General features: G+C 44.2%; 14 protein-coding genes and 1 pseudogene. 2 read left to right on the top strand and 13 right to left on the bottom strand.

Annotated elements, in window-relative coordinates:
* The 3 genes and pseudogenes from B3F51_RS02130 to B3F51_RS02120 all read right to left on the bottom strand — a co-directional run.
* Positions 1 to 200, bottom strand: a pseudogene (locus tag B3F51_RS02130) (DNA repair protein RadC); the annotation flags it as partial.
* Between the two features lie 644 nt (positions 201 to 844).
* On the bottom strand, positions 845 to 1,729 hold the full coding sequence (locus B3F51_RS02125; protein ID WP_286945207.1) for a tyrosine-type recombinase/integrase: 885 nt from the start codon (positions 1,727 to 1,729) through the stop codon (positions 845 to 847).
* Entirely contained in the window at positions 1,722 to 2,084 is a 363-nt protein-coding gene (locus B3F51_RS02120; protein WP_286945205.1) for a hypothetical protein, read from the bottom strand. The genes B3F51_RS02125 and B3F51_RS02120 overlap by 8 nt, the downstream gene beginning before the upstream one ends.
* Before the next feature lie 318 nt (positions 2,085 to 2,402).
* Here B3F51_RS02120 and B3F51_RS02115 point away from each other — a divergent pair, with 318 nt between their 5' ends.
* The gene (locus B3F51_RS02115) at positions 2,403 to 2,657 is read left to right on the top strand and encodes a hypothetical protein (RefSeq protein WP_286945203.1); all 255 of its coding nucleotides are present in this window, start codon (positions 2,403 to 2,405) and stop codon (positions 2,655 to 2,657) included.
* Positions 2,658 to 2,691: 34 nt separating this feature from the next.
* Here B3F51_RS02115 and B3F51_RS02110 read toward each other — a convergent pair whose 3' ends face one another.
* From B3F51_RS02110 to B3F51_RS02100, 3 genes are all read right to left on the bottom strand, one after another.
* Positions 2,692 to 6,138: an Ig-like domain-containing protein gene (locus B3F51_RS02110; RefSeq protein WP_286945202.1), complete on the bottom strand. Its 3,447-nt coding sequence runs from the start codon at positions 6,136 to 6,138 to the stop codon at positions 2,692 to 2,694.
* A gap of 729 nt (positions 6,139 to 6,867) precedes the next feature.
* Complete coding sequence (locus tag B3F51_RS02105; protein ID WP_286945200.1) at positions 6,868 to 7,992, bottom strand: anti-sigma-I factor RsgI family protein; 1,125 nt, start codon at positions 7,990 to 7,992, stop codon at positions 6,868 to 6,870.
* Positions 7,989 to 8,582, bottom strand: coding sequence for an RNA polymerase sigma factor (locus B3F51_RS02100; protein ID WP_286945198.1), 594 nt, complete (start codon positions 8,580 to 8,582; stop codon positions 7,989 to 7,991). Before B3F51_RS02100 ends, B3F51_RS02105 begins: the two co-directional genes overlap by 4 nt.
* Before the next feature lie 583 nt (positions 8,583 to 9,165).
* On the opposite strand from B3F51_RS02100, the gene B3F51_RS02095 reads away from it, so the two are divergent.
* Positions 9,166 to 10,221: a PocR ligand-binding domain-containing protein gene (locus B3F51_RS02095; RefSeq protein WP_263992969.1), complete on the top strand. Its 1,056-nt coding sequence runs from the start codon at positions 9,166 to 9,168 to the stop codon at positions 10,219 to 10,221.
* Between the two features lie 166 nt (positions 10,222 to 10,387).
* Here B3F51_RS02095 and B3F51_RS02090 read toward each other — a convergent pair whose 3' ends face one another.
* The 7 genes from B3F51_RS02090 to B3F51_RS02060 all read right to left on the bottom strand — a co-directional run bounded on the left by B3F51_RS02090 (position 10,388) and on the right by B3F51_RS02060 (position 15,450).
* Positions 10,388 to 10,966 carry an RNA polymerase sigma factor gene (locus tag B3F51_RS02090; protein WP_286945196.1) on the bottom strand — a complete coding sequence of 193 codons (579 nt, stop codon included), beginning with the start codon at positions 10,964 to 10,966 and terminating at the stop codon, positions 10,388 to 10,390.
* Between the two features lie 356 nt (positions 10,967 to 11,322).
* Positions 11,323 to 11,547: a DUF2922 domain-containing protein gene (locus tag B3F51_RS02085; protein ID WP_084633895.1), complete on the bottom strand. Its 225-nt coding sequence runs from the start codon at positions 11,545 to 11,547 to the stop codon at positions 11,323 to 11,325.
* A gap of 32 nt (positions 11,548 to 11,579) precedes the next feature.
* A complete protein-coding gene (locus tag B3F51_RS02080; protein ID WP_228881538.1) occupies positions 11,580 to 11,804 on the bottom strand; it encodes a DUF1659 domain-containing protein in 225 nt (74 codons plus the stop codon).
* A 202-nt stretch (positions 11,805 to 12,006) separates the two neighbouring features.
* Positions 12,007 to 12,360, bottom strand: a complete 354-nt coding sequence (locus B3F51_RS02075; RefSeq protein ID WP_286945193.1) for a D-Ala-D-Ala carboxypeptidase family metallohydrolase — start codon at positions 12,358 to 12,360, stop codon at positions 12,007 to 12,009.
* Between the two features lie 204 nt (positions 12,361 to 12,564).
* The gene (locus tag B3F51_RS02070; protein ID WP_250934817.1) at positions 12,565 to 12,963 is read right to left on the bottom strand and encodes a phage holin family protein; all 399 of its coding nucleotides are present in this window, start codon (positions 12,961 to 12,963) and stop codon (positions 12,565 to 12,567) included.
* Positions 12,964 to 13,277: 314 nt separating this feature from the next.
* On the bottom strand, positions 13,278 to 14,279 hold the full coding sequence (whiA, locus tag B3F51_RS02065; protein ID WP_286945192.1) for a DNA-binding protein WhiA: 1,002 nt from the start codon (positions 14,277 to 14,279) through the stop codon (positions 13,278 to 13,280).
* A 160-nt stretch (positions 14,280 to 14,439) separates the two neighbouring features.
* Positions 14,440 to 15,450 carry a gluconeogenesis factor YvcK family protein gene (locus tag B3F51_RS02060; RefSeq protein WP_286945190.1) on the bottom strand — a complete coding sequence of 337 codons (1,011 nt, stop codon included), beginning with the start codon at positions 15,448 to 15,450 and terminating at the stop codon, positions 14,440 to 14,442.
* Between the last annotated feature and the right edge of the window lie 118 nt (positions 15,451 to 15,568).

Below are 15,568 nucleotides of genomic sequence, written 5' to 3'. Positions count from 1 at the left end.
TTGACTGAAACAGGCTGGTTCTTAGTATCCAGACAACAGACAATCACTTGCTCCCGGTCGGCTTCTTCCAGAAACTTTCGTCCCAGTCCGGCTGCTTCAGTAGGGGAACTGATCCGTCTGACATTGTAGAGGATACTGCTCTCTTTAACCAATTTTAAAGAGACGATATTGATTCGTTTAGCTGCGGTTGCTTTTGACATGTTTCTTCCTTTCTGACACTTTTTAATTTTTGGCAAAATAATAGCCCTAATCCCAGTGATGAGATTAGAGCTTTGATGACGTTCTTCGATTTTGCAGGTATCATGATTTTCTTCACTTTAGAATCACCCCATGACGTTCTTAAGGCTTAAACCTTTAAACTAATTCATGGTTATTTCTTTGACTTGGCTTCTTTTGTTACTGCATAGGCACTGATGCCCAGCATGAATCCGGTGGTGAACAGATCAATGGCTGCAGTTGTTCCAATGGTACTGAATATGGCAAACATGGTGACTCCTTTCCTGAAAATAATTCCAATTCTCGTTTGATTGATATGGTTCAATTAGACGGTTTGTTTCTGATGATCATTTTTAAGGTAGGTTTCAACGATGACACAGGCTGCCAGAGCAGTGATGAGTCCGGTTAGAAAATAAGGCATGATGGATGGCTCCTTTCTGACTGATGTTTTTCTTGTATTTTTTTAGTTTTTAGAATTCAGATTTTGCTAAAAGTTTGAATTCCATCTTTTTTCTCCCTGTTTTTGCCGTCAGTCCCGGCAGTGCTGTCAGTCCAATGTCACCATTGTCACGACTGACGCCAATCTGGGTACAATTATTTTTGGACTAAATGTGTCTAGGCAAATATTTCAGAGCAATCCTACCGCTTCTTGCTTATCTTCCCGGCTGGTGTTGATGTAGAAACTGGCAGTGGTCTGGATGTTAGCATGTCCGGCAAGCTTGGCAACGGTAGTCAGATCCACTCCTTTTTTTAGCAATCGGGTGCAGAAGGTGTGACGAAACTTATGAGGGTACAGGATCATTCCTAATGCCTTCCCATGTTTGTTCAGTAGCTTGTTCACCGTATCGGTATCCATTTTCTTAGCTCGCTGGGTGACAAACAGGTAGTCACTGCTGGCAAAGGGACTGTCTTTTCGTTCCGTTTCCAAATAGCTCTTGATGGTTTCAGCCAGTTCGGGTTTGATGGGCAACTCCCGGTATTTACCACCTTTGCCAACTACCTTAAGATTCATGGTGAGCCGATCAATGTCCTGAATTTTAAGACCAACAACTTCACTGACTCTCAGGCCGGTGTAGAGTAGGGTGAGCAGGATGGTTCTGTCTCTGAGGGAGACTAAATCTTTCTTTTCCAGGAAAAACAACAGCTGTTCCACTTCATCATCGGAAAAAACAGCGACTTCTTTCTCACTGCCATTGGCGATCTTGATCTTATCCTTATTGGGAAAGACAACTAATTTTTCACAAAAACCTTCCCGAATCAGATAGTGATTGAAACTATGGAGACTGTTGATCTTTTTGTTGATGGTATTGACGGCATAGTTTTGTTGTTCCAATTGATTTCGATAGCTGGTGATGCTGACCCGGCTTAATTGCCCCTCAAAGGTTCCCTGTTTGTTCTCTAACCATTCCAGATACTTCCGAATGTCACCCATGTAGCTTTCAATGGTAGCTCTGCTTTTGCCATCTTCCAACAAATACTTCCTAAAGTTTCCCTGAAAATTCACCTCACTCATGTTGATCACCTGCCATTTCAAAGGGATTGTCCATCTGTTCAAGAATCACTTTGCCATGTTTTTTAAGCCAGGGTTGACTGTCTTCAATACTGCCACCATGGTAGTCGGGGCTGTTCTGATAGTAGTTGGGATCAATGATGGGTTCCAGGGAAAAGGCAATATCCATCCCATCCACATATTCAGAATCGCTGGTTTTGACCACGACTCTTGCAGTGATTACCAGCTGCTCATCTTTTTTTTCAATCACACTGGGTAAACTAATCCCCATCAGCCATTGGGCATAGTCTCCGGTTGGTTCCTGATATTCCAGTGCCAGTTTTAATTCCTCAATGATTTTTTCTTCCAATGTTGCCATACTGATTTCCTCCAAAAAATAAAATAAGACCATTGACTGCTTAAGCCAATGATCTCTCATGATTATAATATGTATTTGAAGTGATGGTTTGATTCAGGGAATCGATGATTGTGGGGAAATCTGGAACGATTTTTTAATCCTAGCCCGAAACCAGTGGCACCATCGCCCGGATTGACTGGCTCTGACGTCAGATCGACTGGCACTGTAGTCCGGATTGACTGGCTCTGGCATCAGATCGGGTGGCACTTCATCCCGGTATCATTTCGACAAAATTCGCCTGACACGACTGTCAGCACTGACGACAATTTTGGGACAAAAATGATGGGACTGGTTGGAGAATTCAAATTCTTCAGTGAGTTTGGATGGGCAGAAAATGGCGCAACTGATTGGAAACAGACAAAAGCTGGAAACCGCAACCACCAGCGAAAACTTTTTCAGACAGAATCTCCTGAATTTTTAAACCAGATGACCAGACGTCCTACTACTGCGCAAAAAAGAAAAGACGACCCGAGTCCCGAAGAACCCGAATCGTCTCTATTCTCTGTTTCTAAATTATCCACCTCAATAAGTTAAGCTGAATAAGTTAAGTGACAGGCACGTATGTCTATTATTGAGCCATATTTCCAGATGTAAGTGGTGAAGCATTTGATCCAGTTACAGAACTAAGTGTTGTAAATCCTAACAGTGTTGCTCCTGTAGTAGTGTCACTTCCTGTCAAGTTTACATTTGCAGCTGCTCCTGTTGCTACTGTAGTAATGATCAATTTACCAGCAGCAGCGCCTGTACCTTTACTTACAACATATTTTCCATTCAATGCTGAAACAGCATCAATATCTAACTGTAATTTTGCAACAACTGTGTCAATATTGGTCGCACCATTATATGCAGCACCCAATGCTTTTACATTTGTTAATGTTACATCTGTTCCTCCAGCTAATGTTATTTTTGTAGCTGTATCAAAAGCAATACTTGCAGCTAATGCACTATCTGCTGTTTTAATAGCTGCAGTTGCAGGTGTTCCAGTTAAATCTACAGTCCAGATCTTCTTATTATCTGTAGTAGGTACATATAAATTACCAGCTACATCTTTAATGCTAACAGCTGAGTTAATATTTAATGTTACGCTGCCACCAGACAAAGAATCTTTAGTTGTAAATGTTACTGTCTTTCCTGTAACAGAAGTGGAATCAATTTGTGTATATGCTCCTGCTGTTGTCACAGTAATATCATCTTTAAGCTCACCTAAGTTATCGCCACTAATCGCTTCATTAAATTCCATAGTAATCGTGTTCGCTCCAGTCACTTTAACTGGATTACTTGCATTTGCGATAAGTTCCGGTGCAATTTGATCCGCAACTTTTTTACCATCTGTAGTCATATTTGTTGTTGTTAGAACGTCACCGAATTCATTAGTAGTCCCTGTAGCATTAAATCCAGTAGCTAATGAAATCGTACTTCCAGCTGCTTTAATTTTTGCAAATTCAGCATTTGAACTGTTGTAGGTTAATGTAATCATTTTACCTGTTACAGTAGCATTATCTGGATCAGTTGTACCTATTGTACTACCAGAATCAACCAAAATACCACCAAAATTAGTTTTATCAATTGCTGTGATTTGCTGATCCGTACTAAATGTTACAGTCGCTTTATCGGCATCTGCAACTACTTTAGCTGATGCATTAACAATTACTGGTGCAACACCGGTAGCTGTCTGTGGTGTACCTGTTTGTTCTGAACCACCTTTGATCAAATTACCAGCAACATCTTTAACATTTAGAACTTTAATATCAGTTATTGTTGCAATATTAATTGTACCTGGGAATGTGATTTTTACAGATTTACCATTAGAAGCTAAGTCAATTGTAGCAGATGATGGTACTGTAGACCAATCAGATCCGATTTGGTACATGTAATTTGCTTTTGTTGTTACTGTTGAAGAATCCATAGCTTCGCTAAAGAATACATCAATAGTTTTGTTCGTAGTATTAACAACTGCTTTATTTGCAGGTGATGGTGCTAATGTTGGAGCAGTTTTATCTGGTGAAACAAACGCTGTTGAATAAGCATCCATTTCATTACCGGCTCCATCTTTAACACCCTTAATATCAATTGTGTAGTTTGATCCTGGAAGAGCTGTTGTGAAGGTAACATCTACTAAGGTATTATCGCTATTCACGTTAGAAGCAATTGAATAGCCAGCAGTGTTTACAGCTGATGAATAAACAATCGTACCTTCAGAATCTTTGATTGTGTAATTTGCTTTTGCAGTTACAAAAGGTGCTACATTTACATTTTCACTAAATTTGATTCTTAATTGTTTGTCACTTAAAGAATAAACACTTGTAACTGTTGGTTTCACAGTATCTTTGGCTGCTGTTACAGAAACTATAAGATCTGTTGTACCAATTGCATTACCATATGCATCTTTTTGTGTATAAGGAATTCTAACAATGTTAGCGCCTTCAAGAACATTACCAGTTAAGATAATAGTATTCTTTAAGTCTGTTTTGAATACAGGAGTAGCTACGCCAACTTCATTAATTTTATAAGCATTAGCAGTTGTTACAATTGTTCCTAAATCCTTATTGAATTTAATTTCAACTGTACCAGAAGTACCAGCAACTGCAGAAATTGTTTCAACTGCAAGAGGAGTTGTACTACCTGTTACTGTGAATGTAGCACTTTGATCAACAGCATAGAAGTTTGCTGGATCTTGTACTTTATTATTCTTAAGGGCTAAAGTATAGCTACCTTCCGGTAATGAACTATTAAAAGAAATCTTTACTTTATTTGGTAGGTTCTGTGTTCCTTCTGATGTAGTTCCAGTTGTGAAAGCTACTGTGTTAATACCAAATGTAGATAAAGCTTGTCCATTAAGTGTATAATCAGCTATGTAACCAGGTGTTGTTACAACTTCACTGAATTTAACAGTTACGTCTTTATTTCCATTTGAAGCAGTAGCTGATACGATTGTAGGATTAACTACGTCTTTGACTGTTACAAGCGAGCTGTAATCAACCATCTTTGTAAACGTACCATCTTCTAAAACACCACTCACTGCTACTGTAACTTTTTGATCCTGATTAAAACCAGTGTTATAGTAAATTGTAGCCACTGTTTTTGTATCATCTAAAGCTACATAATTTGTAGTACCACTAAGTGTATTTAATTTAGTACCATCAAATGAATAATTTGATTCTGTAAGTGCTGAAGTTTTGTCTACTGGTTTGTTGAATGTTACTTCAATTTGTTTTTGATTTACTGCTACAATAGATTTAACTTTAAGCACTTCGACCAAGTTCTTCTGAGCAGCGGTAATATTTGCTGTTGCTGCATCAACTTCTGATTGAAGATTATCTTCATCAACAACGTTAGCATTTACAACTGCTTGATAAGTTGTCCAGCTAGCTGCTGTGTAATCAGCTTGAGTTACAGCTGCTAAAGCGGCTTCATATTCAGTTAAGTCAACTGGGTTCTTAACAATCTCAACTGTGATCGCTTCTAATCGTAAGAAAGAACCAACTGTTCCTAATTGTTCACCGTTTGTATAAGGACCAACATCACCAATGTTTTGTACGTGTCCAGTATATACTACTGAGTAATCTCCTAATTGAACGCCTTCGTCGTCAACTAAAGAAATTTTAATGGCTTCGATTTGTTGGCTTTTGCCTTCAGTACCGGCAAAGGCACCATCTTGAACTGGATCCATCCAGCCCACGTTTTGTACGTGAACCTGATATTCAATGTGTGCGCCTGCTGGCACATCGCCATCTAATTGAATCCAGAATCCTTCCAATCGAAGGCCTTTACCTTCTGTACCTAATTCGGTTGGGCCTTGAATCCAGGAACCATCCAGTGGATAGTTACCTACGTTTTGAATGTGCCCACGGTACTCAACGCCAACATCTGATGTTGCAGCTGTTTTAGCACTGAATAATCCTAAAAACGAATCCCAGGCTGATGCTTTTTCTTCATTAGCCGCGAATACGCTTGAGGAAAATACCATGGATAGCATTAACAATGTTGTTAAAATGCTAACAGTAATCTTCTTCATACTTTGTTTCCTCCGTTGTTAAAATTTGGGTTTTTTTATCCGGAAGTTCCAGCAATAGCTCATCACTAATCGCCTGGAAATTCCAGAGCTTAATCTTGCTCCTTATTGTTGTTCCTGGTTTACAGTTAAAACTGTCCCTCTTTCCTCCTTCCTAATTTTTAGCTATGCAAACCATCCTAGCCTTTAAAAAAGCTGGTTCGCCAATACAGTGAAACGGTAAACCGAGAAAGAGCGTTCTTGTATGATTCTACACCTTCTTACGATGTTTTGCAATAAATATCGATGTTTTTTTGAATAAAATTCGTGATTTTTACATTACAAAACCGAAACAATAATGGGTTTAGCTCACATCTTTGACACATTCTGATATTTCAGAAAAACAATGTATCCATCACTTTCAATTTTTGACCAAACCGACTGCCAAACTTTAAATCAAGGGTTCCTTTCTCAAGAATAACAGCGATCAGCTCCTTTCCGGTTTCAAACTTCAATAAACGTTTTTTAACTCTACGACTGGTTAACGCCCAGGATAGAGGTTTTATTGCACCGGATTTTATTTTTTTTTATTTTTTTCTGCGTTGCCAAAATGAACCCGCATCTGTGACGATTAACCGCTTCTATTATATAATTAACGAAACTTCTAAACTAATGGACTGCCCGGGCATGACATGGGGACATTTCGCCTGTCATCCCGCTGGGCTGACAGGCGAAATGTCCCCATGTCACGCCCTACTCACTCGTTGGCGGCTCGCTGATCGGATCGTTTTCGCTTAAGGGTGTCTGCTCCTCGCTTAATGGCGTTTTTTCTTCGCTTAGCGGTGTTTTCTCGTCATCCACTGCTTCCGGTGTTTTTTCATCCGGTGGGGAGACAACCGGTTCGGTGGTTGGTTGGGGTTCCGGGGTGGTAACCACCGGGGTTTCCGGGGTCGCAACCACGGCCGGATCTGGCGTATTGGTTACCTTGCCGGTACCGTTGGTATCCACACTGGTTTCGGTGGTGGCCGGTGGGGTAATCGCCGGGGTTTCCACTACTGGGGTGGTGACTTCCTTGGTCTCTTTTTCCGGTTCATCGACAACAATCACCTTGGTGAGATCGACTTCCTTTTCCTTGGATACGGCCAGTAAATCGGCCAGCGACATGCCCGCCAGACTTTCCATGGTCAGGGTACTGTCAGCGGCGATTAATTCCTTCATCACATTGAGCTTACCGGTGGTGACACTGTACTGCTCGGCCTCGGTGACGGCCTGGCTATCCGGGGTGACGGTTTGTCGGACGACGGTGGCACTGATGTTTTCGGCAGTGGCCGAGTCTTTAATCACCTGATTGAGGGTGACGGCCAGATCATCGGCTTTGGCAGTATTCTGGTTTTCGACCGTTATCATCACCACACTTTTGGTTTCATCCAGATAGCCGTTTTTAATCATGGCAGTGATGATGACCCCCACCGAGTCTTCCAGATTGGACTGGCTGAGGTTCTCTTCATCAAGCAACTCCTGGACATCCTGATCAAAGGCTTTAACCGACAAAATCTGCTTGTGCTTGTTGGTGACGATCTCGACGCTCTGATTGGCATCAAGGGCGATGATACTCTCTGGCGATTGAAACTCGCCAAACCAGGTGGTGATACAGACAATCATAACCAACGCACCGGCTACTGCCATAGAAATGGGCTTGAAATACCGCTGGCTGGTATTCCGGGCTTTAGCCGGAGCCAAGGTTTGCCGGGTGATCGTGTCGTGTCCAGTCAGTTTGACGACCGGGATAGCGGCCAGTTTATCAAAATCCAGGCCGGGCGCCTGGCTGATACTGCGGGAAAGGGAGGCTTCAATATTTAGTTTTTTGTGGGTGCTCATCTTAACACCTCCGTTTCGATGAGATATTTTTTTAACTTCTTCAGCCCCCGATGATATTTAGAGAGGACAGTCGAAAGCTTCATATCCAGATTTTTGGCAATTTCCCGGTGGGTAAAGCCGGAAATGGCATGTAATAAAATAATTTCGATTTCTTCGCTGCTGAGTATTTTTAGCGCAGTCTGAATTATCAGGCGGTCTTCCTGGTCACTAACGTAGGAAAAATTCAAATCATTTTCCAGATCGGTCATTTCAACGCTGTCGTTTTTTTGTTTGCTGCGGATTTTGCTGATTGAAAGATTCCGGGCGATGGTAAACACCCAGGCCATCGGTTTACCCATGGGCTGATAGAGATGGGCGGCGGCTCGAATCTTTAAGTAGGTGTCCTGAACCACATCGAGGGTATCGTCATGATTTTTTAAGGTTGACAATACAAAGGCGTAGACGGTGCGTTCCGTCAGACGGTATAACTCTTCAAAGGCCGCCATATCATCATTGGCAATCCGGGTGAAGATGGTTTCATCGATATTCAGTTTTTGTTTTTCTGTACTGACGGTGTCGTTTAATACCATCATCGAAAGAAAAAGCTTCATCAGGATAACCCCCAACATTATAGTAACGTTTTAAGCTAACGTTTTATTGCATGGATTTAAAAATATTTTGCAAAAGCGCACAACCGCACAAGGGGACGGTTCGCATACTGCCTATTATCTGTGATAAATCGGAAAAAGGCAAGGTGTGGCAGATTATGTGCCAGAATTTTTTTGGTTGATCGGTTTTCTTCTTTATATTATAGCATAGGTCGGGTAGAAATTTATAATTTTATGGTTAATTAAGGTTGGGCACAAGGGAGCGCATAAGCTACGGCGATTCCCGGATGTGACAATGGGACATTTCTTATTTTACATTTACAGCGGCTCCCGGTCATGACAATGGGACATTTCGTACGTCATCCCTATCGGGCTGACATCCGTAACGTCCCCTTTTCACGCCCTACCAGCTGGTGGGTAAATTTTTATCTCCGGGGGGTTAAGGTTTATAGGTGACTTTTTTATAATGACATGATAGAATGTATCTACTATGGGAATATAAGTATTAATACACTTTCTTATGCACACGATATCAGTATTACACAAATGATGTCTTTGGGATAATTTTTTATGAAGGAGTTTTAAAATGGAGAAGAAATTAAGCTACACTGTCGATGAGCTCATTGATTTACACGTTTTGCAGCAGTTTCAGGATAGTTTTGCCAAGGCTCTGGGGATGGCCAGTATTTCTGTTGATAATGTCAAGGGGTCGATTACCGAGCCCAGTAACTTTACCGATTTTTGCATGAAATACACCCGGGGCTCGGCCGAAGGCAACAAACGCTGTATTTCCTGTGATGTCAATGGTGGTAAAAAAGCGGGTACCACTGGCAAACCGGCGGTTTACTCCTGTCATGCCGGACTGGTGGATTTTGCGGCGCCAATTGTCGTAGATGGGGTGCAGATCGGGGCAATTCTTGGTGGACAGGTGCTTGATGCACCACCGGATGAGGACAAGTTTAGAAAAATCGCCCGGGAAATCGGGGTCGATGAGGATGAGTATATCGCCGCCCTAAGAAAAATTACGATTGTCCCCCGGGATAAAATCAATGCCGCAGCGGATATGCTGTATGTTTTTGCCAACTCCATTTCCAAAATGGGCCATCATAACCGTCTGCTGGTTCATGAAACCGAGAACTTCCAGCATATTTCGGAAAATATGTTTGAAAATATCCGGGCGGTTACCGACGTGGTCAATAACTTCTCAGTTCAGATTGAAGCCTTGATAAAAGCCTCTGACGAACTGCTGGAATCTTCCACTATTTCCAAAAACAAGGTCAAGGAAACCGACTCGATTCTTAAGTTTATCCGGGATGTGGCGACTCAGACCAACCTGCTTGGCCTTAATGCAGCCATTGAAGCTACCCGGGCCGGGGAATTTGGCCGGGGCTTTAATGTGGTTGCCGATGAGGTTCGTAAACTGGCGGTCATGAGTGTGGATTCAGCCAAGAAGATTGAAAGTATTCTGGACAGCATTGTGGTCAGCATGAATTCGGTGGAATCGCAGGCGGCCAAATCCTATAAAATCATCGGCGAGCATCAGGCCGCCATGGTTGAGATCAACGAAAAACTGTCGATGCTCAATGAAATCTCCGACAAGCTCAAGGTAGAGATTAATAACTTAAAGAACAGCCTGTACTAAAGCAAAAGACCACTCGTGTGAGTGGTCTTTTTTGCAGCACAAGGGGGTTCTTTTGTGTCTTTTTGAATGAATAGAGCACAAGGGGACGGTTCTTTTGTGTCTTTTTGAATGAATAATATGTTGACACAAGAAAAACCGTCCCCTTGTGCTTCCCCGCCCTATCCTGTCAGTTGATCAGGTTGAGGCCGAAATGGGTACGCAGATCAGCAATGGCCCGGCGGTGGAGTTTGACCAGGCTGTTGGCACTAACCCCCAAAGCGGCGGCGATTTCCCGGAAGCTGCGGTTTTTGCCATAGTGTTCTTCAATAATCCAGCGCTGCCGTTCCCTTAAGCAGGGCAGATACTGCCGTAAGGCCAAGAGGTCTTGCGCCCGTACATAGTCACCTTCAATATCGGCGGGATCGGGCAGAACCTCCAGCAGGGAAAGATTTTCGTCATCGCCGGTTGAAAAATTAAGAGAGGTGCAATTTTTATGGCTTTTGGCCACATTGACAAAATAATAGAACAACTCTTTTTTGAGATAGCCGGAAAAGGGCACGCCCCGGTCTTCATTATAGGTTTCTACGGCATTGAGCAGAACGATGGCGGCTTCGCTGAGGTAGTCGTCAACAGCGTCCACTTCGTACACATAACGCCTGATCATTGAGAGCATCAAGGGTTTAAAGCCCTCAATTAAAGCCAACTGGCACTGGGTATCCCGCTGCCGGGCGCCCTTTACCAAACGAATCATTTCATTATTTTTCATCTTGTCACCTCTTTCAATTATATAGAACATCAGTTCTTTTCTTATTATACATGAATCGGTTTGTTATTTCAATGGTTTTGCGAACAAATGTTTTTTTATAAGCATGGGGCCGTTTTTTACTGCAATGCTCGGGCATGACATGGGGACGCATGACATGGGGACGTTTCGTTTGTCATCGTTGCAGCGTGGCTCGGGCATGACATGGGGACATTTCGTACGTCATCCCTATCGGGCTGACATCCGTAACGTCCCCAAGTCATACCCTATCATAGGCGTAACGTCCCCTCGACTCGCCCCATCAAACGTCCCCTTTTCATATCCTATTAATTGGGGGGCGGGGTTTCCCCCGCCTTTTGCTACACGGTCATTTCAAAGTCCTGGGTGGTGGTGGAAATCAGTTTACCGCTGACCTTTTTTACCAGGGCAATATTATCTGGGGCAAACACATTTCGGGTCAGGATCTGATCCATTGCTGCATTGATTTCTGCAGGCGTCACCGCCGGATCGGCATCTGATACGGAAATGGTTGCGTTTTTGCCATCGGCACGGGCAAAAACCATGGTTGCTTTAATATCGGCCATATTTTACCTCCTTTCTTCATATTATATGGGGGTTACACCCCGGGAATCAGTAGGGTGGTTTCGACTTTGAGTACTTCTTCCATGGTGGGAACCTGCAAGCTGGCAAGTGCCTCAGCCACAGCGTAAATATCATCATCAACGGCGGTTTCTTTCAGATTAGAATAAGTTTTTGACTTAATCACTTCTTTCCCGTCGACCACCCCATGGTTCGAACGAACCTGGAGCTTATTGCTGATAAAATCAGTAGTTACTGGCATTTTGTGTACCTCCTTTCATCGGTTATACTTATAAATGGAATGAACTGGAAAAAGGTGCCATCTTTTTTTAAGTATTTGGATATGGGACATTTTGTTTGTCATCGCTACAGCGTGGCTCGGTCATGACATGGGGACATTTCGTACGTCATCCCGATCGGGTTGACATCCGTAACGTCCCCAAGTCATACCCTATAAATGCTGGTTAAATTTCCAGATGGCAAAAACCCTCATCTTCGTAAATGATCACGCCAAGCCCGGCAGCGATGGCAGCGGCGGCCAAAGCATGAACTGAGAGCCCCGGGGCATAGCAGTCAGCCGCATCGCCAAAGAGATGCCGGGAATGGGGAATCCCCCCGACTTCTTCATTGCGAACCGGGCAGCGGACCCCGGAGGTGATGATGATCGGGTTTTCCAGCACCATCCGGACGGCTTCCAGCTGACCGACCAGGTCTGGGTTCATTTCCGCCGGGAAGCCATTACAATAACGGCCTTCACAGCAGCATTTAAACTCCTGACGGTTAAAATGGGAGGTTAATTGTTCATTGTTGATACACATAGATATTCTCCTATTCGTTTTAATTTTTTTGAGACATGGGGAGACATGGGGACTTTTTGTTTGTCATCGCTACAGCGTAGCTCGGGCATGACATGGGGACATTTTGTTTGTCATCGCTACAGCGTAGCTCGGGCATGACATGGGGACATTTTGCCTTTCATCCCGCTGGGCTGACAGGCGTAACGTCCCCAAGTCATACCCTACTCATTCTTCCTCGGACAACTGGGCCAGAACTTTTTTGAGGCTGGCGGGAATCGGAAAACCCAGGGCGGCCAGATTTTCGGTGATACTGATGCCTTCATTGGCCAGATAGAAAAAAATCATCGCTGTGCGGAGTGTCGCACCGCCGCCGAGCAGGTTCTGATCTAACAGGTGACCCATGGCGACAATGACAACGATCATCATTTTTTTGAGAATTCCATTAAAACCAATTTGGCTGGATACCTGCCGCCGGGTTGCTGCCAGGGCCAGACCGGTTAAATAGTCAATCAGGATAAAGCCCAGCAGGGTATACAAATACCCGTCAAAGCCGCCTAAAAGAAAACCAAGCACCGACCCGATCACCCCACACACCGTGGGCAGGGATTCTAGAATTGTTTTCATTGCATCGCTTGTCCTCCTTTCTTTAAATAGTGGCCACTTGCAAAACTACCGTGAGCTTTGCGCCCAGTTTCGCACGAAACAATTTCTACACTGTACGACGTACAGGCTATCGCCTGTTCGTCTACACGTTACGAAATTGTTTGTGGAAACTGCTCCCAAAGCAATCATCGTTCGACTTTTTCATTTGGTAATTACCTAAATAGTGGTACACTCCTTAAATGGCAGTTTCTAGGAAAAAATGACATAAAAAAACCATCCTGTAAAGGATGGTTGAGGTCATGCCCTAGCGGTGTTTGAGGTCGGCGGCGATCTGGTTAGCGGTGTTTGAGGTCGGCGGCGATCTGGTTGAGTTTTTTGAGGCGGTGATAGACCCCGGACTTGCCGACGGGGGGGTCCAGGCGTTCACCCAGCTCTTTGATACTGGCATCGGGGTAGTTAAGCCGCAGTTCGGCAATGTCGTAGAGATTTTTGGGCAGATTTTTTAAGCCAAACTGCTCTTTGATCAGCATAATATCGGCAACCTGATCGTAGGCGGCGGCAATGGTTTTATTGAGATTGGCGGTTTCACAATTGACCTGACGATTCACGTCATTGCGCATTTCTTTGACAATCCGGATGTTTTCCATTTCCAGCAGGCCACGATGGGCTCCGATGACGCTGAGAAAATCGGCCACACTGCTCCCTTCTTTGAGGTAGAGCACCCAATGGGCTTTGCGATGGATCAGGTTGGACTTGATCTCGTACCCATCGAGAATCGTTTTAATGCTCTGCAGATAGGCACATTGCTCACCGGCAACCACTGGACTGCGGTCGGATTTTTTCGTGATGGTCGTTTTTTTACCCACCAATTCCAGATGATAGGTTTTTTCCGGGTTGGATATCGAACCGCACCCTAAAAAAACTCCCCGGATGTAGGCTTTTGTCTGATTTTGCTGCTTGATAAAGGGCTCCGGTACTTGATTGGCAAAAAACGCCTGGCCATTGGCATTGTAACTTAAAATCTGACAGTCTTCCAAGATTATTTTTGCCGTCCATGGTTGTTCAACCACCACCCGGTAGGCCCGGTGTTCTTTGAATTTACGGGTTTTTTCGATCTTGATTTTTGGTTTAATCTGATACAGGGATTTCATCAGCTGATAGCAGCGGGCCGCCACTGCGGGGTTTTCGGTTTTGATACTGATAGTCATGGCACCGGATTGCTCGATGTGGATGGTTCCCACTGCGCCAATCATGCCGGACAGTTCGGCCCGCTGACAGGCTTTGGAGCCGTAGGGAAGCTTGGAAAGATCTTTTTTTAAAATGGCTGAAAATGTCATGACGGCTCCTTTCTTTCGGTGCGAGTTGCGGGCGATCACGGATCGCCCCTACGAGTTGACAAGCGCACAGGGGGACGGAGCACAGAGGGACGGTTCTTTTGTGTCCTATTGATGATAAAAGAATTGTTGACACAAGAAAAACGGTACTTTTGTGCTTACCTTATTTTATATAGGTTTCGAAGATGCGACGGGCCAGGAGATCGGCATCGTGGCGGACAAAACCGTTTTCCATGATGACATAATCGTCCAGAATATACTCATACTGTTCCAGGGGGGAGATGATCTCGACCACATTGGCAGCGCATTTTTGGTATTTTTCTTCAATACTCTTGGGTAGATTGCCGGTGTTGGCGACCACATAGTCAAACAATCGGCCTTCGGCCTGATCCAGGTGGGCTTCAATGGCCCGGATGTGGTCTTCCTGGGTATAACCGTCGGTTTCACCGGGCTGCGTCATAATGTTACAGATGTAGAAACGTTTGGCCCGACTATCAAAAATCGCTCTGGCGACATCCCTTATCAGCAGATTGGGAATAACGCTGGTATACAGACTGCCAGGACCAATCACAATCATATCGGCGTTTCTGATGGCCTCAATGGTTTCCGGGAGGGGGTAGGTATCTTCCTGTTTTAAAAATATCTGGGTGATCGGGCTTTTTTGTTCCAGTACCGCCCCGGGTATGGCTGATTCCCCTTCAATGACCTGGCCATTTTTCAGGGTTGCCATCAGCACCATCTGGGAGAGGGTAACTGGCAGTACCTCCCCTTTTATTTGCAGCACGTCGGAGGTTCGCCGGACGGCATCGTAAAAATCGTGGCTGATGCCGTTCATCGCTGCCAAAAACAGATTTCCGAAGCTTTGTCCGGCCATCGGACCACCGGGAAACCGATAATTAAAAAGCTCCTGCATGACGTTTTCGTCATCGGCCAAAGCCAGAATGCAGCTGCGAATGTCGCCAGGTGGAAGAATACCCAGTTCTTCCCGGAGTTTTCCGGAACCGCCACCATCATCGCCAACCGTGACAATGGCGGTGAGATTATCGGTATATTTTTTTAAGCCCCGGAGGATCACCGATAAACCGGTGCCGCCGCCGATGGCCACAACTTTGGGGTTTCTTACTTTGACAATATCTTTCAAGGTAAACTCCCTTATGTATTCTTTCATATCCATGAAATCACATCCTTTTTTGTTTGTCTTTACATCGTTGCTCAGGTATGCGGGCGATCACGGATCGCCCCTACGAGATGGTGCAACTGACTGTTCGGCCAGCATGACATGGGGACGCAAC

Source organism: Acetobacterium sp. UBA5834, assembly GCF_002435675.1.
GTDB lineage: Bacteria > Bacillota > Clostridia > Eubacteriales > Eubacteriaceae > Acetobacterium > Acetobacterium wieringae.
This window is presented reverse-complemented; position numbering and strand designations above follow the sequence as displayed.

What these genes read in the sequence shown, in the direction of transcription:
- B3F51_RS02070 (WP_250934817.1), bottom strand. Translation starts at nt 12,963, where the DNA reads ATGAAAACAATTCTAGAATCCCTGCCCACGGTGTGTGGGGTGATCGGG.
- B3F51_RS02125 (WP_286945207.1), bottom strand. Translation starts at nt 1,729, where the DNA reads ATGAGTGAGGTGAATTTTCAGGGAAACTTTAGGAAGTATTTGTTGGAA.
- B3F51_RS02110 (WP_286945202.1), bottom strand. Translation starts at nt 6,138, where the DNA reads ATGAAGAAGATTACTGTTAGCATTTTAACAACATTGTTAATGCTATCC.
- B3F51_RS02095 (WP_263992969.1), top strand. Translation starts at nt 9,166, where the DNA reads ATGGAGAAGAAATTAAGCTACACTGTCGATGAGCTCATTGATTTACAC.
- B3F51_RS02115 (WP_286945203.1), top strand. Translation starts at nt 2,403, where the DNA reads ATGATGGGACTGGTTGGAGAATTCAAATTCTTCAGTGAGTTTGGATGG.
- B3F51_RS02060 (WP_286945190.1), bottom strand. Translation starts at nt 15,450, where the DNA reads ATGGATATGAAAGAATACATAAGGGAGTTTACCTTGAAAGATATTGTC.
- whiA (WP_286945192.1), bottom strand. Translation starts at nt 14,279, where the DNA reads ATGACATTTTCAGCCATTTTAAAAAAAGATCTTTCCAAGCTTCCCTAC.
- B3F51_RS02105 (WP_286945200.1), bottom strand. Translation starts at nt 7,992, where the DNA reads ATGAGCACCCACAAAAAACTAAATATTGAAGCCTCCCTTTCCCGCAGT.
- B3F51_RS02100 (WP_286945198.1), bottom strand. Translation starts at nt 8,582, where the DNA reads ATGAAGCTTTTTCTTTCGATGATGGTATTAAACGACACCGTCAGTACA.
- B3F51_RS02085 (WP_084633895.1), bottom strand. Translation starts at nt 11,547, where the DNA reads ATGGCCGATATTAAAGCAACCATGGTTTTTGCCCGTGCCGATGGCAAA.
- B3F51_RS02080 (WP_228881538.1), bottom strand. Translation starts at nt 11,804, where the DNA reads ATGCCAGTAACTACTGATTTTATCAGCAATAAGCTCCAGGTTCGTTCG.
- B3F51_RS02120 (WP_286945205.1), bottom strand. Translation starts at nt 2,084, where the DNA reads ATGGCAACATTGGAAGAAAAAATCATTGAGGAATTAAAACTGGCACTG.
- B3F51_RS02090 (WP_286945196.1), bottom strand. Translation starts at nt 10,966, where the DNA reads ATGAAAAATAATGAAATGATTCGTTTGGTAAAGGGCGCCCGGCAGCGG.
- B3F51_RS02075 (WP_286945193.1), bottom strand. Translation starts at nt 12,360, where the DNA reads ATGTGTATCAACAATGAACAATTAACCTCCCATTTTAACCGTCAGGAG.